This is a genomic window from Hyphococcus luteus (assembly GCF_002943565.1).
Classification (GTDB): Bacteria; Pseudomonadota; Alphaproteobacteria; order Caulobacterales; family Parvularculaceae; genus Hyphococcus; species Hyphococcus luteus.
On record NZ_PJCH01000017.1, the window covers coordinates 126,896 to 153,095 of the forward strand.

The 26,200-nt window shown below is 62.0% G+C and carries 21 protein-coding genes; 10 read left to right on the forward strand and 11 right to left on the reverse strand.

Going from position 1 to position 26,200, the window contains the following annotated elements:
- Position 1: 1 nt before the first annotated feature.
- The 4 genes from rplA to CW354_RS21140 all read right to left on the reverse strand — a co-directional run bounded on the left by rplA (position 2) and on the right by CW354_RS21140 (position 4,550).
- Entirely contained in the window at positions 2-691 is a 690-nt protein-coding gene (gene rplA, locus CW354_RS21125; protein WP_104832090.1) for a 50S ribosomal protein L1, read from the reverse strand.
- A 5-nt stretch (positions 692-696) separates the two neighbouring features.
- Positions 697-1,125, reverse strand: coding sequence for a 50S ribosomal protein L11 (rplK, locus tag CW354_RS21130; RefSeq protein ID WP_104832091.1), 429 nt, complete (start codon positions 1,123-1,125; stop codon positions 697-699).
- A gap of 657 nt (positions 1,126-1,782) precedes the next feature.
- The gene (locus CW354_RS21135) at positions 1,783-3,138 is read right to left on the reverse strand and encodes a pyruvate dehydrogenase complex dihydrolipoamide acetyltransferase (RefSeq protein ID WP_104832092.1); all 1,356 of its coding nucleotides are present in this window, start codon (positions 3,136-3,138) and stop codon (positions 1,783-1,785) included.
- A gap of 5 nt (positions 3,139-3,143) precedes the next feature.
- Positions 3,144-4,550 (reverse strand): pyruvate dehydrogenase complex E1 component subunit beta, encoded by a 1,407-nt coding sequence (locus CW354_RS21140; protein ID WP_104832093.1) that lies wholly within the window; start codon positions 4,548-4,550, stop codon positions 3,144-3,146.
- 296 nt (positions 4,551-4,846) lie between these two features.
- Here CW354_RS21140 and CW354_RS21150 point away from each other — a divergent pair, with 296 nt between their 5' ends.
- The 4 genes from CW354_RS21150 (at position 4,847) to CW354_RS21165 (ending at position 9,109) form a co-directional block, all read left to right on the forward strand.
- Positions 4,847-5,689, forward strand: coding sequence for a 2OG-Fe(II) oxygenase (locus CW354_RS21150; protein WP_104832095.1), 843 nt, complete (start codon positions 4,847-4,849; stop codon positions 5,687-5,689).
- Between the two features lie 200 nt (positions 5,690-5,889).
- On the forward strand, positions 5,890-6,420 hold the full coding sequence (secG, locus tag CW354_RS21155; RefSeq protein ID WP_104832096.1) for a preprotein translocase subunit SecG: 531 nt from the start codon (positions 5,890-5,892) through the stop codon (positions 6,418-6,420).
- A gap of 190 nt (positions 6,421-6,610) precedes the next feature.
- On the forward strand, positions 6,611-8,242 hold the full coding sequence (gene pyrG, locus CW354_RS21160) for a CTP synthase (protein WP_104832097.1): 1,632 nt from the start codon (positions 6,611-6,613) through the stop codon (positions 8,240-8,242).
- A 24-nt stretch (positions 8,243-8,266) separates the two neighbouring features.
- The gene (locus CW354_RS21165) at positions 8,267-9,109 is read left to right on the forward strand and encodes an SDR family oxidoreductase (protein WP_165793888.1); all 843 of its coding nucleotides are present in this window, start codon (positions 8,267-8,269) and stop codon (positions 9,107-9,109) included.
- A 456-nt stretch (positions 9,110-9,565) separates the two neighbouring features.
- Here CW354_RS21165 and CW354_RS21170 read toward each other — a convergent pair whose 3' ends face one another.
- The 4 genes from CW354_RS21170 to CW354_RS21185 form a co-directional block, all read right to left on the reverse strand.
- Positions 9,566-11,059: a Ppx/GppA family phosphatase gene (locus CW354_RS21170; RefSeq protein WP_104832099.1), complete on the reverse strand. Its 1,494-nt coding sequence runs from the start codon at positions 11,057-11,059 to the stop codon at positions 9,566-9,568.
- A gap of 75 nt (positions 11,060-11,134) precedes the next feature.
- Positions 11,135-13,315, reverse strand: a complete 2,181-nt coding sequence (locus CW354_RS21175) for an RNA degradosome polyphosphate kinase (protein WP_104832100.1) — start codon at positions 13,313-13,315, stop codon at positions 11,135-11,137.
- Between the two features lie 32 nt (positions 13,316-13,347).
- The gene (locus tag CW354_RS21180) at positions 13,348-14,010 is read right to left on the reverse strand and encodes an HdaA/DnaA family protein (RefSeq protein ID WP_104832101.1); all 663 of its coding nucleotides are present in this window, start codon (positions 14,008-14,010) and stop codon (positions 13,348-13,350) included.
- A gap of 69 nt (positions 14,011-14,079) precedes the next feature.
- The gene (locus CW354_RS21185; protein WP_104832102.1) at positions 14,080-15,564 is read right to left on the reverse strand and encodes a DUF2066 domain-containing protein; all 1,485 of its coding nucleotides are present in this window, start codon (positions 15,562-15,564) and stop codon (positions 14,080-14,082) included.
- Between the two features lie 196 nt (positions 15,565-15,760).
- Here CW354_RS21185 and CW354_RS21190 point away from each other — a divergent pair, with 196 nt between their 5' ends.
- A complete protein-coding gene (locus tag CW354_RS21190; protein WP_104832103.1) occupies positions 15,761-17,011 on the forward strand; it encodes a serine hydrolase domain-containing protein in 1,251 nt (416 codons plus the stop codon).
- Between the two features lie 114 nt (positions 17,012-17,125).
- Here CW354_RS21190 and CW354_RS21195 read toward each other — a convergent pair whose 3' ends face one another.
- Together CW354_RS21195 and CW354_RS21200 are read right to left on the reverse strand one after the other, a co-directional pair.
- Entirely contained in the window at positions 17,126-17,599 is a 474-nt protein-coding gene (locus tag CW354_RS21195) for a hypothetical protein (RefSeq protein WP_104832104.1), read from the reverse strand.
- Positions 17,600-17,789: 190 nt separating this feature from the next.
- Positions 17,790-18,875: a hypothetical protein gene (locus CW354_RS21200; protein WP_104832105.1), complete on the reverse strand. Its 1,086-nt coding sequence runs from the start codon at positions 18,873-18,875 to the stop codon at positions 17,790-17,792.
- Between the two features lie 274 nt (positions 18,876-19,149).
- On the opposite strand from CW354_RS21200, the gene purM reads away from it, so the two are divergent.
- Together purM and purN are read left to right on the forward strand one after the other, a co-directional pair.
- A complete protein-coding gene (gene purM, locus CW354_RS21205) occupies positions 19,150-20,157 on the forward strand; it encodes a phosphoribosylformylglycinamidine cyclo-ligase (protein WP_104832106.1) in 1,008 nt (335 codons plus the stop codon).
- Positions 20,157-20,810 (forward strand): phosphoribosylglycinamide formyltransferase, encoded by a 654-nt coding sequence (gene purN / locus CW354_RS21210; RefSeq protein WP_104832107.1) that lies wholly within the window; start codon positions 20,157-20,159, stop codon positions 20,808-20,810. Before purM ends, purN begins: the two co-directional genes overlap by 1 nt.
- A 10-nt stretch (positions 20,811-20,820) precedes the next feature.
- Here the strand turns inward: purN and CW354_RS21215 are convergent, their stop codons facing one another.
- A complete protein-coding gene (locus CW354_RS21215; protein WP_104832108.1) occupies positions 20,821-21,615 on the reverse strand; it encodes a DUF1499 domain-containing protein in 795 nt (264 codons plus the stop codon).
- Positions 21,616-21,916: 301 nt separating this feature from the next.
- On the opposite strand from CW354_RS21215, the gene CW354_RS21220 reads away from it, so the two are divergent.
- From CW354_RS21220 to CW354_RS21230, 3 genes are all read left to right on the forward strand, one after another.
- Complete coding sequence (locus CW354_RS21220; RefSeq protein ID WP_104832109.1) at positions 21,917-22,795, forward strand: dienelactone hydrolase family protein; 879 nt, start codon at positions 21,917-21,919, stop codon at positions 22,793-22,795.
- Positions 22,796-22,879: 84 nt separating this feature from the next.
- The gene (locus tag CW354_RS21225; protein WP_165793889.1) at positions 22,880-23,197 is read left to right on the forward strand and encodes a polyhydroxyalkanoic acid system family protein; all 318 of its coding nucleotides are present in this window, start codon (positions 22,880-22,882) and stop codon (positions 23,195-23,197) included.
- 295 nt (positions 23,198-23,492) lie between these two features.
- Complete coding sequence (locus tag CW354_RS21230) at positions 23,493-26,168, forward strand: glycoside hydrolase family 3 protein (protein ID WP_104832111.1); 2,676 nt, start codon at positions 23,493-23,495, stop codon at positions 26,166-26,168.
- Positions 26,169-26,200: the final 32 nt, after the last annotated feature.

Below are 26,200 nucleotides of genomic sequence, written 5' to 3' on the forward strand. Positions count from 1 at the left end.
CTTAAGCGCTTGCAGTTTCGATCTTGACGCCTGGCCCCATGGTCGAGGAGAGCGCGATCCTTTTGAGATACGTGCCTTTGGCGCCTGCGGGCTTGGCTTTTGTCACCGCGTCGATGAACGCTTTCACGTTTTCGGCGATGGCTTTTTCGTCGAAGCTCGCTTTGCCGACGCCGGCGTGAACGATGCCCGCCTTTTCGACGCGAAACTCGACCGCGCCGCCTTTGGAGTCCTTTACGGCTTGCGCCACATTCGGGGTCACGGTGCCGACTTTCGGGTTCGGCATCAGGCCGCGGGGGCCCAAGACTTTGCCGAGACGACCGACGACGCCCATCATGTCCGGCGTTGCGATGACGCGGTCAAAATCCATGAAGCCGCCCTGGATTTTCTCCATGAGGTCTTCCGCGCCGACAATGTCGGCGCCGGCTTCCTTGGCTTCTTCGGCTTTCGCGTCTTTCGCAAAGACAGCGACGCGCACCGTGCGGCCCGTGCCGTTCGGCAGGGCGACGACGCCGCGCACCATCTGGTCGGCGTGACGGGGGTCGACGCCGAGATTCATCGCAATCTCGATCGTTTCGTCGAATTTGGCGCTGGCTTTCGATTTGACGAGCGCAACGGCTTCTTCAACCGTGTGCAGTTTCTCGCGGTCGAGGCCTTCGCGCGCATTGCGGATTCTTTTTCCTGGTTTCGCCATGATCGTTACCCCTGCACCTCGAGGCCCATGGCCTTGGCCGAGCCCATAATGATCTTCGTCGCCGCATCGAGATCGTTGGCGTTCAGATCGGCCATTTTCGCTTCGGCGATTTCGCGGCATTGCGCTGCGGTGACCTTGCCGGCGACCGCTTTGCCGGGCGTTTGACCGCCCTTTTGCAGCTTCGCCGCTTTCTTGAGGTAGTAAGACGCCGGCGGCGTCTTCGTCACGAAAGTGAACGACTTGTCGGAAAAGATCGTGATGATCGTGGGGATCGGCATCCCCTTTTCCATTTCCTGCGTCTTGGCGTTGAACGCCTTGCAGAATTCCATGATGTTGAGACCGCGCTGGCCAAGCGCCGGGCCGATCGGAGGGGACGGCGTGGCCGCTCCCGCCGGCACCTGAAGCTTCAGGTAGCCTGAGATTTTCTTCGCCATTTTATAGCCTTCTCGTTTGTGATGGCGGGACCGATTTAACAGCCTCCGCCCGTTGAAGGGCCGCGGTCCGGATTGGGCTGGACTTCACCCAAAACCTCCCGCGAAGGCGCAGGCTCTTAGAGGAGCCGGGCCCCGTTCGCAAGGGCGAAATCGCCGGAATGTCGGGAAAACAGCAAAAGAAAACGGGCGGCCTTTATGGGGGACGTAAGGCCGCCCGCCTTCGATACGCCACTGATACTCTACGCAACTGTACTGAAGAGAAACTGGCGGTGTCCGCCGCACTCTCGTGATGTTATAAACTTACACACTTAAAGATGCAAGGGCGCGCCGGGCGCCCCTCATGCGGGAGGAAGCATGAAGGGGCGGCGAGGCGGGATCAGCACGGGGGGAGAGAGATCGCTGACCGCCCCGCCTTCGCGCGGTAAACACAACGCCCTCGCGATGAGCAGAATATTGCAATCAATTGGCAAAAAGTTGCGGCCAAAATGTGTCGTTTTTGCGCCGCGGCATCACGAAATGTTATATTCTCCTACCACAGCTTTCGGGTCCATCAGATAAGATACTGATATTATTCAAGTTTATCGAGCCCGCGTCGCGCCGCCCCTGAAGCCGCTTTTGTAACAAACTCGCCGCCGCTGCCTCTCGGCCCGCCGGGCCCTAAAGCAGCATCGCCGTGGGCTCTTCGATGAACGCCTTGAAGGCGGCGAGGAATTCGGCCCCAACCGCGCCGTCGACGACCCGGTGGTCGCAGGTCAGCGTCACAGTCATCACATTGCGAATGACCATCTCGCCATTGCGGACGACTGCACGCTCCTCGCCGGCGCCCACGGACATGATCGCGCCGTGAGGCTGGTTCACGATGGAGGCGAAGCTCTTGATCCCGAACATGCCGAGATTGGAGACCGAGAAGGTGCCGCCCTGATATTCTTCGGGCTTCAGCTTCTTCTGGCGGGCGCGGCTCGCCATGTCCTTGATCTCGGTGGAAATCTCTTTCAGGCCCTTTTCTTCCGCCTTCCAGACGATGGGCGTGATCAGCCCGCCTTCGATGGCGACGGCGACGCCGATATCGGCGTGCTTGTGGAGGAGCAGCGCTTCGTCCGTATAAGTCGCATTGGCCTGGGGCACTTTCATCAGCGCCATGGCCGAGGCCTTGATGATGAAATCGTTCACCGACAGCTTGAACGTCCCCTCGCCTTCCTTCGGCGACGTCGCATTGAGCGCCGCGCGCGCTTCCAGAAGCCGGTCGAGCTCGACGTCGATATTGAGCGGGAAGTGCGGGACTTCCTGGTTGAAGCTCTGGGTCAGGCGCTTGGCGATGGTCTTGCGCATGCCGTCGAGCTTGACCGCAGTGTAGCTGTCTTCCGGATAGAGCCGCGCATCGACCGAGGCCGGCGCGATCTGCGCCGGCGCGGCGGCGGCTTTGCCCGTTCCTTCCTTCAGGGCTTTTTCCACGTCGCGCTTGACGATGCGGCCATGGGGCCCCGTGCCGGACAGCGCTGATAAATCGAGCCCTTCATTCTCCGCGATGCGCTTGGCCAAGGGCGACGCGAAAATGCGGCCGTTCGATTTCTGCGCCGGCTTCTCCTCCCCCGCTCGCGGGGGAGGTGTCGACGCAGTCGACGGAGGGGGTGTTTTGTCGCTTACCCCCTCAGTCCGCTTCGCGGACAGCTCCCCCGCAGGCGGGGGAGCGGATTCTCCGTTCGGCTTCGACGTTTCAGCCGCGCCGCCGCCATTCTGCAGCGCGCTCACATCAATATCGTCGGCGCTTTCACCCTCTTCGAGCAGCACGGCGATCGGGGCGTTGACCTTCACATTCTCCGTGCCTTCGGAAACGATGATCTTGCCAACGGTGCCTTCATCCACCGCCTCCACTTCCATCGTGGCTTTGTCGGTCTCGATCTCGGCGATGACGTCGCCGGACGAAACCGTATCGCCTTCCTTAACGTTCCATTTGGAAAGCGTGCCTTCCTCCATGGTCGGCGACAGGGCGGGCATCAGGATCGGGGTTGGCATTATATTCAGTCCTTATACATCACGACCTTGACGGCCTTGACGATTTTGTCCGCATTCGGAAGGCTCATGACTTCGAGATTGGCGGCGTAAGCCAACGGCGCGTCTTCCTGGCAAACGCGCGCGGGCGGCGCATCGAGATAATCGAACGCATGTTGCGTGACCTGCCAGCCGACTTCCGCGCCGACGCCGCAAGGGGCCCAGCCTTCCTCCACGGTGACGACGCGGTTGGTTTTCTTCACGGACTCCAGCACCGTCTCGATATCCATGGGCCGCAGCGTCCTGAGATCCACGACCTCCGCCGAAACCCCTTCTTCTGAAAGTTTCTCCGCCGCTTCGAGTGCGAACTTCACGCCGCGCGAATAAGTGACGATAGTGACGTCCGATCCTTCGCGCGCGATTTTCGCCTTGCCGATGGGCAGCACCCAGTCTTCGACATCGGGCACGTCCATCGCATCGCCGTAAAGCAATTCATGTTCGAGAAAGACGACCGGGTTCGGGTTGCGAATCGCTGCTTTCAGCAAGCCTTTCGCGTCCGACGCGGAATAAGGCGCGATCACGATGAGGCCCGGCACATGCGCATACCACGGCGCATAATCCTGTGAGTGCTGGGCGCCGACGCGGCTCGCAGCGGCGTTCGGTCCGCGGAAGACGATCGGCGAGCCCATCTGCCCGCCCGACATATAGCGCGTTTTCGCCGCGGAGTTGATGACGTGATCGATCGCCTGCATGGCGAAGTTCCAGGTCATGAATTCAACGATGGGTTTGAGGCCCGCGAAAGCCGCGCCGACGCCGAGACCGGCGAAGCCATATTCCGTAATCGGCGTATCGACCACGCGCTTCGGCCCGAATTCATCGAGGAGCCCGCGCGAAACTTTGTAAGCGCCTTCATATTCCGCGACTTCCTCGCCCATCAGGAAAACGTCGCCGTCGCGACGCATCTCCTCGGCCATGGCGTCGCGCAGCGCGTCGCGGATCGTGGTCTCGACCATCTGAACGTCGTCGGGAAGCTCGGGATCGGCGGCGGCCGTCACCGCCGGCTGCGGCGTCGCGGCTTCTTCTTCCTTGTCGTCGCTCTCATCGTCGGCGTCGTCCTGCGCCGCGTCCTGCTTGCCCTCGTCCGAAGCGGCGGCGCCGTTCAGCTTGGACATATCGATATCGTCGGCGCTCTCGCCTTCCTCGACGAGGACGGCAATGGGGTCGTTAACCTTCACATTCTCCGTGCCCTCGGGGACGATGATCTTGCCGACGACGCCCTCGTCCACCGCCTCGACCTCCATCGTGGCCTTGTCGGTCTCAATTTCAGCGATGACGTCGCCCGATGAAACCGTATCCCCTTCCTTGACGTTCCACTTGGAGAGGGTGCCTTCTTCCATGGTGGGAGAAAGCGCAGGCATGAGAATCGGCGTTGGCATTGATTTGTCTCGACTTTCCGAGTGTGAGCGCTGAGTCAGCCTCTTCCTACCCGCAAGGCATGGAAGCGGACAAGAGAGAATTTGCGCAGCTGGGTCCAGATATTATACGCAATATAGCGGTTTTGGGGCCCCGCCGCGCCCGGAAACCGGCGCCGGGCGGGCGGGCCAAATCCTGTTGCATTCGCGCCTTAACCATAGAAAATCCCGGCGGTTTGACGCAGAGCAAAAATCCGGGCCCGGCTTGGATTATGCATCCGCTGCAGTAGATAGTGTGTTCAGCGCGAGTGAGGCGTAAAATGTCGTATCTTCCATCCAACCCGTCGGACCCGACCCTTTTCAGCTACGACGCCGTGAAGGATCTCGGCAAGGAGCTGCATGAGGCCTATGCGGCCGGCGATCCGTTCCCTCATATCGCGATCGACAATTTCCTCCCCAACGACCTGATCGAGCTTTGCATCGAGAAATTCCCGAAAGGCCCTGACCCGGAGAGCGTCAGCTTCGACCGCGACCAGGAACGCTATAAGACGAGCTATCATCCGGACTATATGGAGCCGGCGTTGCGACACCTGTTCTATTCGCTGAACTCGCGCCCTTTCATCAAGATCGTGGAGAACATCACCGGCATCAAAGGTCTTGTGCCCGATCCTTATTTCCTCGGCGGCGGCTTTCACGAGACGCGTCAGGGCGGGCATCTCGACATGCACGCCGATTTTAACCATCACAAACCGCTCGATCTCGAACGGCGCGTCAATGTCCTGATTTATCTCAACCGCGACTGGAAGGTCGAATATGGCGGCGCGCTCGAGCTCTGGAAAACGGACATGTCCGAACAGGTCCAGGAAATCGCGCCGATCGCCAATCGCTGCGTGATGTTCACGACCACGGGCAAATCCATGCACGGCCACCCCCAGCCGATCAATCATCCGGACGGCGAATCGCGGCGGTCGATTGCGCTTTATTATTACACGCCGACATGGGACCCCGCGAAGGCCTCGAAGACCACGCAATTCTTTGCGCGGCCGGGCACGCATGACCGCTATGACTGGCAGGTGCGGTCAAACGAGATCCTCGGCGATTTCCTGCCGCCCATTCTCAACCGCCAGATCGCCAAGGTGCGCCGGCGCCTGCGCGCCCATTAGAGCGGCGGCCTCCTGCGGACTTGCGGTCTCCGGACTTGCAATCTCCGGACTTGCGGGGGCGCCGGGTTTCCTTTAAGTCCCGGCCCCCTCCGGCCGTCCCGGCAAAGGCCCGCCTTTTACGGGCCCGCCTTTGACATCGGCGTCCGGCCCCCTAAATAGAGCCCGCCGGGCGAGACAGCCCTGAGGGCGGAGACCTTCGCATGACCGTCGTTATTCTGACCATCCATTCCCTTATCGTGCTGGCGCTGATCGGCGTGGTGCTGCTGCAGCGTTCCGACGGGGGCGCGCTCGGTCTCGGCGGCGGCGGGGGCGGCGGCGGTTTCATGACCGGCCGCGGCGCGGCGAATGCGCTCACCCGCACGACCGCGATTCTGGCGGCGGCGTTTTTCGCCACCTCGGTGGTTCTGGCGATTCGCGCCGGGACCGGCGACAACTCCGATGCGGTTCTCGACGAACTGACCGGCGCGGAGACCCAGGCCCCGGCAGAGGAGCCGCAATCCAGCGGCGAAATGTCGACCGAAGACATCCTGAATTCTCTGGGCGCGGAAGACGAAGCCGCTCCGGCGCCCGAAACGACGGAAGACCTCCTGAACGCGGAGGGTGTCGACGCCCCCTCCGCCAATACAGAGCCTGCGCAGGAAGCTCCGACGGGCGCGGCCGACGCGCCCGAAAACGCCGGCGAACCGCAGCCGGGAACGGACGAGACGACCACCGACGGGCCGAACCGCTAAGCGGCGTTCCGGCGGTTTCGCCGGCTGTCGGATTCCGCGTTCGATCGCGCGGACTTTTCGCCCGCAGCCCGATCCGGGAAGAGAGTCTTAACGTCGCCGATGTCCGGCCGGCAAACCCCTGCCCAACATCTGCTCATCCGCGCCAAACGCGTGTTGCTAACACATGATTCTGGCTCTATGACGGACTTCCATGGCGCGGTACATATTCATTACCGGCGGCGTGGTGTCGTCTCTCGGAAAAGGTGTTGCTTCGGCGGCGTTGGGCGCGCTTCTTCAGGCGCGCGGCTACAAGGTCCGGCTGAGAAAGCTCGACCCCTATCTGAACGTCGATCCCGGCACCATGTCGCCCTATCAGCATGGCGAAGTCTTCGTCACCGATGACGGGGCCGAGACCGATCTCGACCTCGGTCATTACGAACGCTTCACCGGCGTGTCCGCTTCGAAAAGCGACAACGTCACTACGGGGCAGATCTATTCGCGCATTCTCGAGCGCGAGCGGCGCGGCGATTATCTCGGCGCCACGGTGCAGGTCATTCCCCATGTCACCGACGCCATCAAACAGTTCGTTCTGTCCGACGCCGGCGGCGCCGATTTCGTTTTGTGCGAGATCGGCGGCACGGTGGGCGACATCGAGGCGCTGCCCTTTTTCGAAGCGATCCGCCAGCTCGGCAACGAATTGCCGCGCGGCGATGCGGTTTACGTGCATCTCACCTTGATGCCGTTCATCCCGTCTGCGGGCGAACTCAAGACCAAGCCGACCCAGCATTCGGTGCGCGAGCTGCGCGCCATCGGCATCCAGCCGGACGTCCTTCTGGTGCGCGCCGACCGGGAAATCCCCGGCAGCGAGCGCAAGAAGATCGCGCTTTTCTGCAATGTGCGCCCCTCCGCGGTGGTGCAGGCCCTCGACTGCCGCACGATTTACGAGGTGCCCCTCACCTATCACGCCGAGCGTTTCGACAGCGAAGTCCTCGACGCCTTCGGCGTGAAGAACCCGCCCGAGCCGAAGCTCGAAGGCTGGGAGAACATCGTTCATCGCGTCACCGCGCCGGACGGCGAAGTCACCATCGCCGTCGTCGGCAAATACACGGTCCTGAAAGACGCCTATAAATCGCTGATCGAAGCCATCGCCCATGGCGGTATCGCCAACAATGTGCGCGTCAATATCGAATGGATCGAAAGCGACGTCTTCGAAAAGGAAGAAGAAGCGATTTCCGCCCTTGAAGGCGTGCACGGCATTCTCGTGCCCGGCGGCTTCGGCGAACGCGGCGCGGAAGGCAAGATCAAGGCGGCGACCTTCGCGCGCGAAAAAGAGATCCCCTATTTCGGCATTTGCTTCGGCATGCAGATGGCGATCATCGAGGCGGCGCGCAACCTTCTCGGCGAAAAGCAGGCGAGTTCGTCGGAATTTTCTTCCTGCGGCAAGCCGATCGTGGGCCTGATGACCGAATGGGTGCGCGGCAACCAGAAAGAAACGCGTAGCGAAGACGGCGATCTCGGCGGCACCATGCGCCTCGGCGCCTATCCGGCGAAACTGAAGCCCGGCAGCCGCGTCGCGGACATCTACAAAACGACCGAGATCAGCGAACGCCACCGTCACCGTTTCGAAGTCGACATGGGCTGGGCCGAAAGGCTTTCCGACCATGGCGTCGTGTTTTCGGGAACCTCGCCCGACGGCGAATTGCCGGAGATCATGGAGATCCCGGAGCACCCCTGGTTCATCGGCGTTCAGTTTCATCCGGAACTGAAATCCCGGCCATTCGACCCGCATCCCTTGTTCGCCTCTTTTATTGAGGCGGCGGTGAAGCGTTCGCGGCTCGTCTAGCGCCTGCTGAAGAAGGAGGCCGCCTTGTACCAATCCGTTCTCATCACCGGCGCGTCGAGCGGCATTGGCGAGGAATGCGCCGTGTTTCTCGCCCATAAAGGCTTTCGCGTCTTCGCCGCGGCGCGCCGTCTCGACAAGCTGAAGGAGCTCGCCGGCGCCGTCGGCGCGGGGCGCATCACGGCCCTCGCCATGGACGTCACCGACGAGGCGTCCATCGCCGCCGCCATGAAGACCATCGCCGAGGATGGCGCGCCGCTTTACGGTCTCGTCAACAATGCCGGCGCGTCCTCCATGGGGCCCCTGGAAAAGCTGCCCGCCGACGAATGGCGCCAGGTCTTCGAAACCAATGTCTTCGGCCTCGCCGCCGTGACAAGAGCGGTCCTGCCGCAAATGCGCGAGGCCGGGCGCGGGCGCATCGTCAATATCGGCTCGCTGACGGGCCGCATCGCCTCGCCCTTTCAGGGCGTTTACGCCGCCTCCAAACATGCGGTGGAGGGGCTGTCGGATTCCCTGCGCCGCGAACTCGTTCCTTACGGCGTCAAGGTTTCGGTGGTGCGCCCCGGCGCCATTAACACGCCTTTCGGCGCCCATGAGGCCGAGATGCTCGAGCGTTATGAAACCGACGCGCCTTACGGCGATCAGGTGACGACCTTCAAGGCCTGGTTCGAGCGCCAGCATCCGGCCGCGCCGGGTCCTTCGGTCGTCGCCGAGGCGGTGCATCATGCGCTGACCGCCGAACATCCGAAATCGCGCTATGTCGCCCCGCCGAAAATGGCCTATGCGCTGGCGCTGCGGAACCTGCTGCCGTCGGCCCTCACCGACCGCATCCTCGAACGGGTGAACGGCCTCGACATGTTCCGCAAATAGCGGCGCGCCCGCCGTGGAACAATTTGCGTAAAACGGATTACTCTTTTCTTTTTTCTCCCGTCTTTGCTGGCTTTCAGGCCGATTTGGCGCCATTTGCGTAAATTGTTCCACGGCGTGTTTCACGGCGGGTTCTCCTGTTCAGCCTGTCATCCCGTGCGCTGCACGGCATGAAATGACGCGCTGCAGACACGGGACCCAGCAGCTTCCATTTGAGCCGGACCATGGGTCCTGCATCTGCGCAGCAGCATTCCCATGCTGCAGCGCGTGCGGGATGACAGTTGAGAGACTATACGCCCGCCGCGACATCCGTGGACAACTACGCACCGAATGCGGGATTCAGCGAAGAATTCATCGCAGGTGATGAAGCCTCGACGCTGCGGTCAACTTATTGGGGCGCCGAATTTATGGGCAATGAGTAAAACTTCACGGCCTTTCCAGCGCCGCCAACGCTATTCCCTAATCTTCGTAGACTTCCCCGGCGCCGGCGTCGAACGCCGAGGCCAGCGACACGAAGCGCCGGCGCGGCGTTTCGCCCATCAAGGCCTGACGGTCCGAAGGCGCATTGAAGACGATCTCCCCGTCCCGGTTTTCGAGACGGCAGCCTTTCAGCGCCGCAGGCGCCTTCGGCGCGATCGCCGCCGCAAAGCGCAAAGCGAGGCCGAAACGCGTCGCTTGCAGCCGCGCCTCTTCGGAAAGCAGCGCCATCGCCTCTTCATTGGGCGGCGGCGCCGAACGCCCCTGATGGCGCCGGAAAAGCGCCAGCGCGATCCACAAGCGCTCTTCATGGCTCACCGCATAAAACGGGGCCCGGAGCGCCGTGTCGAATGCATGGCGTCCTCTCAAATCAGGATGGAAATAGGCGCCGATATCGGCGAGCAGCGCCGTCCCGTAGCGCAGGCGCGCGCCGTCCGGATCGTCACGGGCGAACAGCGGTTCGATCGCGTCGAACGCCGCTTCCCCGAAGCCGGCGTCCGGCGCCAGCCTGTCGGCGTAAAACCGGCAGGCTTCGAGGAACGGATCGAGCGTTTTGTCTTGCGGGGAAAGCCCCGAATACAAGAGCCCCTCGCGAACGCCGCCGGTGGAGACCACGACTTTTTTCGCTTTCATCCGGGTCAGAACGGCTTTCAACACCGTCGAGGCGAGCGGCAGCGTGTCGATGCGCCGGCGCGGAATGCCGGGAATCTCTTCAAGCGATTTGCGGCTTAATTTGCCCAGGAGATCGCAAATCTCGATCACCTGCCCCACCGTCAGCTCGTAATGGTGCAGGACCGGGAGCGGATAGCCTTTCAGCCCCATGTGAATGCGGGCGATGGCGCGCCAGGCGCCGCCCACCGTGTAAAGCGTGTCCGAGGCGCCTTTTGTTAAAAACGGGACTTCTGAAAGATGATCGTCGATGATTTTCGAGGCGCGTTTCGCATCGCCCTTCGACGCCTGCATCAGGTTCAAAGGCCCGATCGGCAGGCTGACGCTGCCGGCGGCTTCGCCCGAAGACAGCATGGCGAGCTCCAGACTGCCGCCGCCCATATCGCCGACAATGCCGGTCGCGCCCGGCTCCACCAGAACGACGCCGAGCGCGGCGAGCTTGCCTTCCTCTTCGCCGGTGATCACGTCGACATCGAAGCCGAGGGCGCGCGCCGCCTCGACGAAACGGGGGCCGTCTTTCGAGACGCGCACCGCCGCCGTGGCGATCGCCGTCGCCGGCGGGCGGCCGAGATCGTCGAGCACATGGCGAAAGCGCGTCAGCGTTGCGAGCGCGTCGGAGACGGCGCCCGGATTGAGTCCGCCATCCTCCGTCATGTCGCGGCCGAGGCCGCACAGCGCCTTTTCGTTGCAGATCGGAATCGGCGCGCGCGGCGGGCCTTCGTAAACCACAAGGCGGACCGAGTTCGAACCGATGTCGACGACCGCCCGGCGGTCGCTCAAGGGTGAAGATGTTTTCGGGGCCGCCATCTCGTCATTCGTGCTTCATCATCAACTGCGAAAAGCGCACTCAGCACTCTTTCCCGATTCGAAGCCCGGCGGCCGTCATTTCCGCCGCTTGAGCTCGCGCGGAGCATTATATTCGATGGCCCCGCCGCGGCCCGACAGCGACGGATTGGTCATCATATAGGTGTGGACGTTGAACGCCTCGCCCTCTCCGGCCGGCTTCACGCGCTCATAAGAGCCGTCATATTTCAGGATCCAGCTTTGCGCTTCGTCGGTGAGATTGGCGACCATGATGTAGTCGAGAATCTGGCTGTGCACGGTCGGATTCTCGATGGGACAGAAGACCTCGACCCGGCGGTTCAGATTGCGCGGCATCAAGTCTGCGGAAGAAACGAACACTTTAGCGCCCGGATTGGGCAGGCTGTCGCCCGAACCGAAACAGTAGATTCGCGCATGTTCGAGGAAGCGCCCGACAATGCTTTTGACGCGAATGTTTTCCGACAGGCCCGGCACGCCCGGGCGCAAACAGCAAATGCCGCGCACCACGAGATCGATCTTCACCCCGGCGTTCGAGGCTTCGTAAAGCTTGTCGATGACGGCGCCGTCCACAAGCGCGTTCATCTTCATCCAGATCGCCGCCGGTTTGCCTTTGCCGGCGTTGCGGATCTCCTTGTCGATGAGCTTGGCGATGTGCTGGCGGGCGTTTAAGGGCGCGACGGCGAATTTCTCGAACTCTTTCGGCGCGGCGTAGCCGGTGATGAAGTTGAACACTTTCGCCGCATCGCGCCCGATCGCCGGATCGCAGGTGAAAAGCGACAAATCGGTGTAAATTTTCGCGGTGATCGGGTGGTAATTGCCCGTGCCCACATGCGCATAGGTGCGCGCGCCGGTGTCTTCCTGCCGGACCACAAGCGACAATTTCGCGTGGGTCTTATATTCGAGAAAGCCGTAGACGACATTGACGCCGGCGCGCTCGAGGGCGCGCGCCCAGCGGATATTCGCCTCTTCGTCGAAACGGGCTTTCAGCTCCACGAGCGCGGTGACGTTCTTGCCGGCCTCCGCCGCCTCGATCAGCGCCTCGACGATGGGCGATTGTTTCGAGGTGCGGTAGAGCGTCTGCTTGATGGCGACGACTTTCGGGTCGGCGGCGGCCTGTTTCAGGAACTGCACCACCACGTCGAACGACTCGTAAGGGTGATGGACGAGAATGTCCTTCGCCCGGATCGCCGAGAAACAATCGCCGCCATGTTCGCGGATGCGTTCGGGAAAGCGCGGCTCAAACGGCGCGAACTGGAGATCGGGGCGGTCGGCGGGGATCAGCTCGTTGGTCTGGGCGAGCCCTAAAATGCCGTCCACGACGATGACGTCCTGCGGCGTCGCCTGCAACCGCTCGCGAATGAGATCGCGCAGATGATCCGGCGTAATCGAATCGATCTTGACGCGAATGACGTCGCCGCGCCGGCGCCGCTTCAGCATGGTCTCGAAGACGCGCACCAGGTCTTCGGCTTCTTCCTCGATCTCCACATCGGAGTCGCGCAAGACCCGGAAGGCGCCGTGCGCCATGATCTCGAAACCGGGAAAGACATGCTGGATAAACCGCACGATGGTTTTTTCGAGAGAGACGTAACGCACGGGCGCGCGCGCCTCCTCGGTTCCGGGAGCGTCCGGCAGGCGGATGAAGCGGCCGATCTTCACCGGCACCGGCAACAGCGCTTCGAGCAGCGAGCCGTCGCTGCGCTTCAGCTCGAAACACAGGACAAAACCGAGATTGGGCACGAAGGGAAAAGGATGGGCCGGATCGAGCGCCAGCGGCGTCAGGATCGGAAAGATGTTCGCCTGAAATTCCTGCTCGAGCCATTCAAGATCGGCCTCGGTCAGCTCGTCGTCTTCGAGGACGAGCACCCCCGCCTCGCGCATTAATGGCCGCAGCTCGCGCCAGCAGCGCTGCTGCTCTTCCATCAGCGCCGCCGCCTGGTCGGAAATCACGGCGAGCTGTTCCTGCGCGGACATGCCTTCCTGACTGACGGCGGGCACGCCCTCGCGCACCTGGCCGCGAAGCCCCGCGACACGGACCATGAAAAACTCGTCGAGATTGCTGGCGGAAATCGACAGAAATCTTAAGCGCTCAAGCAGCGGATGATGTTCGTTGAACGCCTCTTCGAGGACGCGGCCGTTAAAGGCGAGCCACGAAGTTTCGCGGTTGATGAACCGCCCGGGAGAGTCGGGCGCAATCATTGCGGCCCCTTCCAGTCCCTGCCTTACGCCGTCATCGGCAGCCATCGCCTTCGCCTCTTTCCTGCGCCAAATGTCTTTTATGGCGCCGGATCGCCTTCAGAAAGGTTATCAAGAAGTTTTTGGACGAATGGCGTGGTGATTTTCCGCTTTTCCTCGAGGGCGGCGCGGTCGGCGAGGGCGACGAAGGCCCGCGCGGCGGCGAAGGTGCGGGCGAGGCGCGGCACGGCGTAATCGATCACCTGGGCCGAGACGGCGACCTGGCGGTCGCGGAAGCCCTTGGCGATCACCGCGCGGATCAGGGCCTCGTCCGGGTCGGCGAGCACCGCCCGGGGCGCCGCCTCGATGCGCGTCCTCAAATCTTTAAGCCCCATGGACCAGGCCGAAGGATGACCTTCCCCGACGAGAATGAAACGCCGGCCGGCGGCGGCGCCGGTTTCGAACGCGTCAAGAAAGGCCCTCGGGTCGGCCGCCGGCATGTCGTCGACAATGGCGAGCGGCGCCGGCGGCGCGCCCGCAAACTCTTCCGCGCGGAGCAGCGCCGGCCCGAGATCCTCGGTCAGGGCGCGGGCGAAATGGGTCTTGCCGGCGCCTTGCGGTCCGCAGACGACCAGCGCCGGCTCATTCGACGCGAGCCACGCCTGCCCCGTCCGCCACGCCGTTTCGTTCGCATCGGCGCGCACGAACGCGCCGCGATCGTAACGCGGCGGCGCATTGGGCAATTCAAGCGGCAGTTGGCGCACGCCTGGCTGTTTTAAAGCATGCGCGCCTTGATCACGACTGGACATAAAAGATCAGCGGATGATCCGCCCTTAATATTGCTGAACGCCGGTTTCATCGCCGGCGCCGTAACTGGCGGGCTGAACCGGCGACGCGGCGCCGGCCCCGCCGAAGCGCTTGCTGCGGCGGTCCCTAAGACGCATCTCCTGCGCCGTGCCCGGCGTCGCCACCAGCCAGCGCTCGCCGTCTTCGGTCCACAGGACGAGGCCCTGCGCCTCCATGGCGACGATCAGCTTTTGCGGATCGCCATAAGCGCGCACCAGCATTTCCGCGCCCGTGCGCGAGAGCGAACGCACCTGCACCGAGCCCACCAGCGGCGTCGAGATCAGCGCCGCGCGGATTTTCGCCCATTCGCCGAGAGAGCGGAAATAAGCGCTCGCTTCCAGAAGCGCGGCTTCGGTGTGGTCGATCAGGGTCTGCTTCTTCCACGGCTTGGCGTGCTTGGCGATCACCACCTCGATCGCCTCTTCGGCAAGCGCCGGAAAATTGCCGGCGGGGCGGCGGAACCAGGCTTCGGCGAGGACGTCGCCGGGCTTGGCGAGATTGAAATTGTTATTGCCCGGCCCTTGCGCCGGCATGCCGAAATCCGTCTTCGCGCCCGCCCCCTGATCGGCGAACATTTCACCGCCGGGGTCGAAACCGTCCATCATGTCTTCCTGCTCTTCGGCGATGTCGGCGCTTTCGCGATAGCCGTTGATGAGGCGCACGCGCAAAACATATTCGCCGTTCTCCTGACGCAGATAAGCGTGGGCGACGATCACCTGGCTTACGGCGTAGCGGTCGGCGATATTCGCAAGCGCTTCTTCGTTAATGTTGAGCGCTTCGCGCGGGCCGATGGCGGCGGAATCTTCCAAGTCGCCGAGCGGCGCCGTCATCGGCGTCAATTCGTTGTTGTACGGACGAACCTTCCACGCCGCCATCCACGGATTGTTTTCTTCCCACAGATAGAGCCCGTTCTGGGTCTGCAGGACCGGCAGCACCAGCGCCGTGCGGGTCTGGGCCTCGGAATAGGGAATCTCAGCGTCGCGCAGGAGCTTGCGGACCGCCGACGGCTTGAAACGGTAGGTGATATAGGCGCGGTAGGTCTTGGCCGAGCTTTTCTCGTTATAGACTTCGAAGCCGGATTCGAGCTCTTCGAGCGTGTCGTCGGTGAGCGTGATCACCGGGCGCGGCGCCGGGCCGAAAGTGCTGAAATCGGGGGGCAGCTCGCCGGAAGGCCGGTCGGGGATCGCGGTCGCCGCTTCGGGCGCCGCCTCGTCCATGTCCGCGACGACTTTCGGCAGATAGGGCCAGTCCTCCTCGACCGTCAGGCGGCGCAGGAGAATTTCAATGGCTTTGCGCCGTCCTTCCGTCTGGGCGAGGTTTTTCGCCGCCGTGGCGCTGTTCGCCTCGGCCTGGACCGAAACGCGGGGCACCACGAAGACGTCGTCGCCCGCCGCCAGCGCGCTCGAAAGGCCCGCCAGAAGGGCGGCCGTCAGCATCGCCGCCAGAACCGCCGCTTGCCGCATCATGCTCATCCAGAACTCCGTTTTCACAGCTTGCCGAGTATAGAGGCCGAATGCGGCCGTTTATAGCCGGGCCCGACACGGGAAACGACCCCGAATCGCCGGAATTGCTTATATTTCAGGACCCAGTTTCCCCATCGGCCGGCGCTTGACGGCGCGGCGCGGGGCCCAGCATAAAAGCCGAAGTTCCGACAATGGAGTTTATCGCATGGGCAAATGGCTGGTCTCACTGATCCTTTCCGGCGTCGCCTGCCTGACCCCGGGCGCCGCAGCCGACAACGCCCCGACCCCGCTGACGCCCTTTCTCGGGCCGGTCAGCCTTGAGGAAAGCCAGCTTCAAAAAATCGACCAGACCCTGGAGCGCGCCATGGCCACCGGCGATTTCGTCGGCCTTGCCGTCGCCGTGGTGCGGGACGGCGAAACTAAATTCCTGAAAACCTACGGGGTGACCGAGATCGACGGCGGCGCAGCCGTCACCCCGAACACCCTTTTCCGCATCGCGTCTTTGTCGAAAGGCTTCGCCTCGAGCCTCGCCGGGCTCGCCGTCGAGGAAGGCAAGCTCTCGCTCGACGCGCCCGCCATCGACTTCGCGCCCGATCTCAAGTTGGCTGGCGGCGCCGAAAAAGCGCTGACCCTCGCCGAGCTCTTAAGCCATCGCACCGGCCTGCCGCCGAACGCCTATGACAATCTTCTGGAAGCCGGAATCGCGCCCGCCAAAATCCTGCCGCGATACCGCAAGGTGAAACCGATCTGCCGCGTCGGCGATTGCTACGCTTATCAGAATGTCGTCTATGACATCGCCGGGCTGGCGCTCGCGGAAACCTATCACGAGCCTTACGCCGAGCTGGTCGAGACCCGCCTGTTCGCGCCGCTCGGCATGAAGACCGCCTCCATCGGCTTCGACGCGCTGACCGCCAGCGCCGACTGGGCGCGCCCGCACAAGCGCGACCGGCGCAAGTCTGAGGATGCAGCGCCGAACCCCTGGCATGAAATTGAGGTCAAGAAGCCCTATTACGACATTCCCGCCGCCGGCGGCGTCAACGCCAGCATTTCCGACATGGCGCAATGGCTGAAAGCCCAGCTCGGCGACAGGCCCGACGTCTTGGACGCCACCGTGCTCGACCTCATTCACGCGCCGCAGGTGCCGACCCGGTCAGAGACGCGCCGCATGCGCCGGGTGATGGAGAATCTCAACGCCTCGCAATACGGCCTTGGCTGGCGCGTTTACGATTACGGCGGCAAGACCGTGATCGCCCATGGCGGCTCCGTCGACGGCTATGGCGCGCAGATCGCCTTCATTCCCGAACTCGACGCCGGGATTGTCGTTCTCGCCAATGCGCGCACCAAAAGAATGTGGAGCATCGCGCCCATGTTTCTCGACCTGACGCTCGGCCTGCCGCAAAAGGACTGGCTGGCGCTTGAAGAAACCACAGGCGGCGGCGCGGCGGGCCTGCAATAGGCGCTCAGCCAACGCCTTATCAGAGTTATCTGTATAACCTGTCGCCTGCGCGGAAGGTTATGACGTCTTGGCGAGATTCATATTTTTGAATTTGCCAAGCCGCAGACGGCTCGCTTACCTCCAAAGCACCTCAAGCATGCCAGTGCGCAAATTGCAGTCACTCCAGTTATGGAAATTAGCCGAAACAATTCGGCTTGATGAAACTCTTAAATTCCTGACTTTCGACCAACTTATCGGACATTCCCCGCTGCCGACAGGACAACGCTTGAAATCGACAGAGCCGAGGTCGCAATTGTTCGGCCAAGGAGCGTTTTTCATATAAGCGCGAATGTCAATAATTTCGGCGCCACGAGGCAGCTGCACGACTAGTGTTCGATGATTATTCTCATTGCGGGATTTCGAGATCGCGCCCGTCGTAAATGACCTGCGCACGGCAGTGTCGAGCTCAGCATTGCGAATTTCATCTTCTGAGAGGCTAGATTTCCACTCCGTCTCCTCGTCAGCCTGCGCAAAGGAAGGCATCGAAAAGGCGCTGAAAACCATAAAGATAATGCACAGGAAGGCTTTTTTTGATTCTATCTTGAACATTCTTGCATCTCCTCTTTTACTTCATGTATTGATGATTATTTTACTTATAACTACTTTATAAAATACCTCTTTATTTCAATAGATCAAGCATCAACAAAAAGCAGGCTTAAGCCTTTGAAAACTTTTGCTCAATGCGCTGGATTAGCCGTTACCAGAACGGCAAGCGCGTCCTCGGCTGGTTCGCCGCCTTTTAATGCGCTTTCAACGCGTTGTAATAGAGACCGCGCAGTTTCTTCACCACGCGCGCGGTTTTCGTGTTGACGTGGTTTTCGAAAATCTCTTCCGGATTGCGCCCGGAAATCGACCCGATAAAACTGTCTGAGAAGATGCTGTTGCTCGCTCCCCGGCCGGGAGCAATATCCCAGATAACAAGTCCCGCCGCATAATATGCGAGCAGCACGAAAAAAGCGGGCCCCATAGCCATATCTTTGCCCAGCCCCATGAACACGAATAGGCCGCAAGCGGCGAGAAGCAGCAGCCCTTTCACTGTGCGAAAAACGTTTGTGATGTAAATCAGACTTGTCTGCACGACCCAGGACGCAGTCGTAACATAGCGGTCATAGACAGCGTATAAATCGAAAAGCCAGAGCGCCACGGACGTCCACTCTTCCGCCCTTTGCTCGCAGCCTTCCGCAGTGGGTTCGTCGTCGGACACGCGCTCTAGGGCGAAGCTGGCCTTATTGTTCAACAATTGCAGATTGCCGTTAAAAGTCCCGCCGAAATCGCCGGCCTTGGTTTTGATTTCACGGATTTGAGAATACCGGAATAACCCGACCACAAAAAAAGCGATGATCGGCGGCAGCCAGAACAAAATTGGGACGTGCGCAAACTGATTTGCCAGATTATCAGGCGACGCGCCCGCCCCGCTCCCGGGCTTCGCCGTCGCTATTTTTTGAAGCGCTAAAAATCCATAAAAGACATAAATGCAGAAAAACAGCAGCGTGATCGCCCGCAGGCGCATCGCCGTGCGAACGACCTCTTTGCTCGTGCGGTCAGCCTCATCGAAAAACGGCTTCAATACGCCATGCAACAACCGCAAATCCGAGCGGACCTGTTTCGTGAAAGGTCTGACATAGATTTCGACTTCGCCGATTTTCCGGCTTTCGATATGTTTTTTTGCGTGGGCGTATAAAACCTCGCGGTTTTTCGCTTCCACGACGGGAATATTCAACCGAACCGTCTCATCGGACTTGCGCGCGCCCTCGCCCGCTTCATCGTTTTCCTTTTTGAAATGGGCGGTCAGCAAACGCGAAAATAGGAAATCAGCCCCTCTCATCCCCACCGGGCCCTCCTTTTTCAAATAAAACTAATGAACATAAATCATCTTTAAATATTTTTACTTATAATACCAATGCCGCATTCAGTATTTCTTGCTTTCTGAAATATTTATCCCCTAAAACAGATCCTCGACGCCCGCAGGGGGAGCCGGGGGCCGCCGGCCCGGCATGGCGAAGACAAGCCTTGCGGGGCCGGCGAGACCCCGCTTTCCACTTGCCCACTGCCCCCTGCCGCCGCTAGGACGGCGCAAGGTCAGGAGGAATGTCGCGGGCATGAGCGAAGCGTACAAAAAAGCGGGCGTCGATATCGACGCGGGCGAGCGGCTGGTGGACGCCATCGGCCCCCTGGCCAGGGCGACGGCGCGGCCCGGCGCGGATGCGGCGCTCGGCGGGTTCGGCGGGCTGTTCGACCTGAAAGCCGCCGGCTTCAAGGACCCGATTCTGGTTTCGGGAACCGACGGCGTCGGCACCAAGCTGAAGATCGCTTTTGAGACAGGCCTTCACGACACGATCGGGTCCGATCTCGTCGCCATGTGCGTCAATGACGTCCTGGCGCAGGGCGCGGAGCCGCTTTTCTTTCTCGACTATTTCGCCACCGGCAAGCTCGACGAGGAGACCGCGGCGCGGGTCGTCGCCGGGATCGCGAAAGCCTGCGCCGAAGCGGGCTGCGCGCTGATCGGCGGCGAGACGGCGGAAATGCCCGGCATGTACGCGCCCGGCGAATACGATCTCGCAGGGTTCTGCGTCGGCGCCGCGGAGCGCGCCCGGCTGCTGCCGCGCATCGTCAACGCCGGCGACGTGATGATCGGCCTCGCCTCTTCCGGCGCCCATTCCAACGGCTATTCCCTGATCCGCAAGATCGCGGGCGAGGCTGGCGTCAAATATGACGCGCCGGCGCCCTTCGATAAGGCGAAAACGCTCGGCGAAGCGCTGATCGCGCCGACGCGGATTTACGTAAAGCCGGTCCTCGCCCTTCTCGACGACGAACGGGTTAAAGCCTTCGCGCACATCACCGGCGGCGGGCTCGCCGACAATACGCCGCGCGTCCTGCCGGAAGGGCTTGAGCCGCGTTATGACGACGACGCGCTCGCGCTGCCCCCGCTTTTTCAATGGCTGAAAGAAACGGGCGGTCTTTCGGACGCGGAAATGCGCAGAACGTTCAATTGCGGGATCGGCGGCGTCGTCGTCTGTTCCCCCGAAGCCGCCGACGCGGCCATGGAAAAGCTCGCCGCCTCGGGCGAAACGCCCCGTGTGATCGGCGACATCAAGGACGCCGCATAATGGCGAAAGCGCGCATAGCCGTTCTCATCTCCGGACGGGGCACCAATCTGCAGGCGCTGATCGACGCCTGCGCCGACCCCGATTATCCGGGCGAAATTGCGCTCGTCGTTTCCAACAAACCGAAAGCGCAAGGGCTGGAGCGCGCCGGCGACGCGGGGATCAAGCGCGAGGTCGTCAATCACAAGGACTTCGAAACCCGCGAAGACTTCGAGGCGGCGCTCAACGACGCCCTGAAAACCTCGAAAGTCGATTATGTCTGTCTCGCCGGCTTCATGCGCGTCCTGACCAACGGCTTCGCCAGCGACTGGCGCGGGCGCCTGCTCAACATCCACCCCTCGCTCCTGCCCTCATTCGAAGGCCTGCATGTGCATGAACGGATGATCGAAGCGGGCGTCAAAATCGCCGGCTGCACGGTTCATTTCGTTTCGGCGGAGGTCGACAACGGGCCGATCATCGGACAGGCCGCGGTGCCGGTCCTGCCGGGCGACGACGCGGACAGTCTCGCCGCTCGCATCCTCGAACAGGAACACCGGCTCTACCCCGCCTGTCTCAGACTTCTCATTGAAGGCAAGGCGCGGCTTACCGGCGGCGCCGTCACCTATGACAAAAACGTCAAGGGCGACGGCGCGCTGATCGTTCCGTCCGTTTCGTAACGCCTGTTTTTTACGACGGCGTCGCCGCTTCGAGCTTTTCGAAAAATTCCCGCACGCGCTTGGCGTTGGCGCCGAGATCGGAAAGGCCGACGCGCGATTTCGAGCGCACGTCGACGCGGGTCATGGAGCCTTCCGGCGTCAGGCGCACGACGAAATCGTCGATGAAACCGAACCATGGCGATTTGTAGGTCGCTTCAAGCAGCCAGCCCTCATCGGTCAGGGTTTCGTCGATCATGGTCATGTTCATGTCTTTGAGGATCACCCGCGCGATTTCCGCGGTTTCGTCGAGCCCTGCATTGACGGTTTGCGGCTCGATGTCGGGAAACGCCTCTTTCTGCCATTCCTCTACGGACTTGCCCGTATCGAGAACGAGCTCGTCGCCGAGATAGTCCGGCGGATTGAAGCCTTCGCCCGCGCGCGCCGGCGCGCCGGCGATAATCGGCGGCGGATTGTCGAAATCGGTGGTGATGTCGTGAATGAAGGGATTGGCCTCCACATCCGCTTTCATCTGCACCGGGACCATGCCGAGCGCGCCTGCGGCGACCGCCGCAAGGACGGCGAAAGCGCCGGTCCCGCGCGCGCCCATGAAAAAGCTGACGACGCCTGTCAGCGCGGCCAGCACAGCCGCTGTAAAAATCGGAGAAAAGCCCACTGGCCCCAGCTCAACCGGCGCAGACACCTTGCGGATCAATGTGAGCCCGTCGCCCCATGACCACCAGCCTATTTGCGAGCCCGGTCCGGCCGCCGCGATCGCAACCGCGCAAGCCAGCGCCGCCAGCGCAAAAAGCGTCGTCAAAATTCGCATTGATCAACCCCTCAATACTTACAGCCCCGCCGGACCATAGCCCAAGCGCGGCCGTAATGCACGAGGCGCAAAGGCGGTAGTGTCTCAGTTTGCCTTCGTCCTTCGAGACGCAAGCCTTCCGGCTTGCTCCTCAGGATGAAGGAGCGGGGCTGTCTCGAAGGATGAAGGCAAACTGAGACACTGCCCACAAGGCCCGCCCAATGCTTTCAGTTTCAAGTTTCCGCGACCGCGATTGCCTGTTCCGCACCCTTCCTCTAGCGTTTTCCGCGCTTGAATGCGCCGATAGAGGGAGTGCGAAACCATGTGCGACGAGCGGACGGAAGCAGAGAACGAAGCCTTTTTCAAAAACAAAGGCGCGCTTTCCCGGCGCCATTTCAATGCGATCGCCGCCGGCGCGGGCGCTGCAATAATTCTTCCCGCACCTGCGAACGCCATGGCGGTGAGCGAGGCCGACGTCACGGTTTCAACGCCCGACGGCGAGGCCGACGCCTATTTCGTTCATCCCGCGTCGGGCAAACATCCGGCCGTCATCATCTGGCCGGACATTATGGGCATTCGTCCCGCTTTCCGGCAGATGGGCAAACGCCTCGCCCAGTCCGGTTATTCCGTACTCGTTGTAAATCCCTATTACCGCATGGTGAAAGGCAATGTAATCGAAAAAGGCGAAAGCTTCGCCGATCCGGAAGTGCGTGAGCGTCTGATGCCTTACGCGCGGTCGCTGTCGCCGGAGACGCAAGTCACCGACACCAAGGCTTTTGTAAAATTTCTCGACAGCCAGGACGCGGTGGACACAAAACGCAAAATGGGCGTCACCGGCTATTGCATGACCGGCTCCTTCGCCATGCGCGGTGCGGCGGCGGTTCCAGACCGGATCGGCGCGGTCGGCTCCTTCCATGGCGGCGGCCTTGTCACGGACGATGCGACGAGCCCGCATCTGCTGATCCCGCAAATGAAAGCGCGCTCGCTCATCGCCATCGCCGAAAATGACGACGAACACGATCCGGAAGCGAAGACGAAGCTGCGCGAAGCCTATGATGCGGCGGGCCTTGCCGCCAAAATCGAGGTTTATGAGGGCGCGATGCATGGCTGGTGCCCGCCGGATTCGCGCGTTTACAATCACGATCAGGCCGAACACGCCTGGTCGCACCTCCTCACGCTGCTCGCCGACGCCCTCGCGTGACGCGCCGCGCGTCCCTCCATGGCGGTTGAACTGGGGCCCGCCAAGGCTCATCTAAAGCCTTCAGCGAGCAAAGGAGCCCCGCCCATGGCCCGGCCGGTCACCGTCACGATTTCCCACGACCTCGGCAAGGAAGAGGCGAAAACGCGCGTGCGCGAAGGTTTCGACAAGCTCAAAAACGCCATGACCGGCGGCATGATGTTCAAATTTTCCGAGGAATGGACAAGCGAGGACACGCTTTCCTTCACCGCGAAAGGGCTCGGCCAGGAGATCGCCGGAACCATCGACATCTTCCCGGAGCATGTGCGCATCATCGCGACCCTGCCCGGCCTGCTCGCCTCCCTCGCCGAAACCGTGGCCGGCAAGGTCGAGAAAGAAGGCAAGCTCCTCCTCGAGCATAAATAGCCCCCTTCACGTCCCCCCAGGCAAGCGGCGGTCGTGTCTCAGTTTGCCTTCGTCCTTCGAGACAGCCCCGCCTCTTCATCCTGAGGAGTAAGCCGCAGGCTTACGTCTCGAAGGACGGAGGGGCGGGGCCCCTCAGGACGAAGGCAAACTGAGACACGATCCAAGCGGCGCCATAACGACCGTTCGGCGCCGATTTTCACGATTCCCCTCTTGAAAATCATCTCCCGCTGGGTTCTGTTAGCGATAACAATAACCGGACAAACAAAACACCGCCGGGCCAGGGAGGACAAACTGCATGACCAATCTCACGAGATCCGTGTGTCTGGCGCTGACGGCGCTGGCCGGGACCTGCGCCGCATCATCCGCATGTGCGCAGGGTGGGGGCCAGGATGACGGCGAAGCTTATCTCGACGCGTCGCTTTCCGCCGAAGAGCGCGCCGCCGATCTCGTCTCGCACATGACGCTCGAGGAAAAAGCCTGGCAGACGGGCAACGCAGCGCCGGCGATCCCGCGTCTCGATATCCCCGCCTATGACTGGTGGAACGAAGGCCTTCACGGCGTCGCGCGCGCCGGCTTCGCCACCGTATTCCCGCAGGCGATCGGCCTCGCCGCCACCTGGGACCGCGAGACGATCGCCGAGATGGGCGAGATCATCCGCGTCGAGTTCCGCGCCAAGCGCCTGCAGGCGCTCGCCGATGGGAGCGCTTCGGAACGCTATCACGGCCTCACCGTCTGGTCGCCCAACATCAATATCTTCCGCGATCCGCGCTGGGGGCGCGGTCAGGAAACCTATGGCGAGGATCCTTACCTCACCGGCGAAATCGCCATCGCGTTCATCAAGTCGCTGCAGGGCGACGATCCCGACCATCCCTGGGTGAACGCCACGGCGAAACATTACGCCGTCCACTCCGGCCCTGAATCCAACCGTCACCGCGAGGACATTCATCCCTCGCCTTACGATTTCGAAGACACCTACCTCCCCGCTTTCCGCGCGGCGGTGGTCGAAGGCGGCGTCGACGCCATCATGTGCGCCTATAACGCCGTCGACGGCGTGCCGGCCTGCGCCAGCGAAGAGCTGATGCAGACGATCCTGCGCGATCAATGGGATTTCGACGGCTATGTGCTGTCGGATTGCGGCGGCGCGGCGAATGTCTATCGCGAGGACAGCCTCAATTACGTCGACACCGGCGAGGAAGCCGTCACGCTTTCGTTCAACGCCGGCATGGACCTCATCTGCGGCGATTTCCGCAATGAGTGGAGCATGGAGACCGAGCACATCATCGCCGCGGTCGAAAACGACATGCTGGACGAAGCCGTCCTCGACCGGTCGCTGGAGCGCCTCTTCACGGCGCGCATCCGGCTCGGTCTCTTCGATGAACCGGATTACGATGACGATGTTCCTTATGCGGACGTCACGGCGGAAGACAACGACACGCCCGAACACCGCGCGAAATCCGTGACGGTCGCGGAAAAGTCCATGGTGCTGTTGAAGAATGACGGGCTGCTGCCGATCCGGGAGGCGCCGGACAAGATCGCCGTCATCGGGCCGAACGCCGACAGTCTCGACGCGCTGATCGGCAATTATTACGGCACGCCCTCGCATCCCGTCACCATTCTCGACGGCGTGCGCAAGCGCTTCGCGGATTCCGAAATCACCTATGTTCAGGGCACGGGGCTGATCGGCCCGGCTGAAACGCCGGTTCCGGACGATGTCCTTTGCCTGGACAAGGCATGCGCGAAAAAAGGCCTCAAGGCCGAACATTTCGACAATGAAAACCTTCAGGGCGAACCGGTTTCCACCGGCGTCGAATCCAACGCGGCTTTTGAGTGGTTTAGCCCGGAACGACATACTTCCGTGCGCTGGACGGGCTATCTGAAGGCGCCGGAATCCGGCGAATACCGCTTCCGCTTTTCGAGCCAGAACGGCTATCGCGTCTTCGTCGACGGCAAGACCGTGATCGACGAGTGGGGCGTCGGCGACGCGCCGTCCATCGCATCCGGCGCGATCTCCCTCGAAGAAGGCGAGATCTACCCGATCCGAGTCGAGGGCTTTCAGCGCGGCCTCAGAGGCGAACAGAAACTCGTCTGGAGCCGGCCAAGCGACGCCACCGGACCGGCTGTGGCGGCGGCGACCGACGCCGACCTCGTGATCTTCGTCGGCGGCCTGACCGCGCGCGTCGAGGGCGAGGAAATGCGGATTGAGACGGAAGGGTTCGCCGGCGGCGACCGCACCGCGATCGGCCTGCCCGCCCCGCAGCAGACCCTCCTCAAAGCGCTGCACGAAACCGGCAAGCCCGTCGTCTTCGTCCTGATGAACGGCTCGGCGGTCGCCGTGAACTGGGCCGACGAGAACATCCCCGCGATCATCGAAGCCTGGTATCCGGGCGGACAGGGCGGCGATGCGGTGGCGAACCTGATCGCCGGGGATTTCAGCCCGGCCGGGCGCCTGCCCGTCACGTTTTATCGCTCCGTCGATCAGCTTCCGGCCTTCACCGATTATTCCATGGAAGGACGCACCTACCGCTATTTCGACGGCGAGGTGCTTTATCCCTTCGGATACGGACTGAGCTATTCCAGCTTCGATTACGGCAAGCCGAAACTGTCGGCGAAAAAGATCGAAGGGAACGGCGAAGTCACCGTCTCAGTGGAGGTGACGAATACGGGCGACATGGACAGCGACGAAGTCGCGCAGCTTTATGTGACGCATAAAGGCGTCTCGCCCGCGCCGATCCGGGCGCTGCAGGGCTTCAAACGCATCCATCTCAAAAAAGGCGAAAGCAAAACCGTTTCTTTCACCCTGAAAGACCGCGCGCTTTCCGTCGTCGGCGAAGACGGCGCGCGGTTCGTACCGAAAGGCAAGGTCGAGATATGGGTCGGCGGCGGCCAGCCGGTCGGCCGGGACGGTCTCCCCACGCCGCCGGGCGGCAAGACGACTTTGCGCATAACCTCGTCAACCGACTTGCCCGATTGACGAGGTTGATGCGGCGGCGGGGCGGTGGCCTC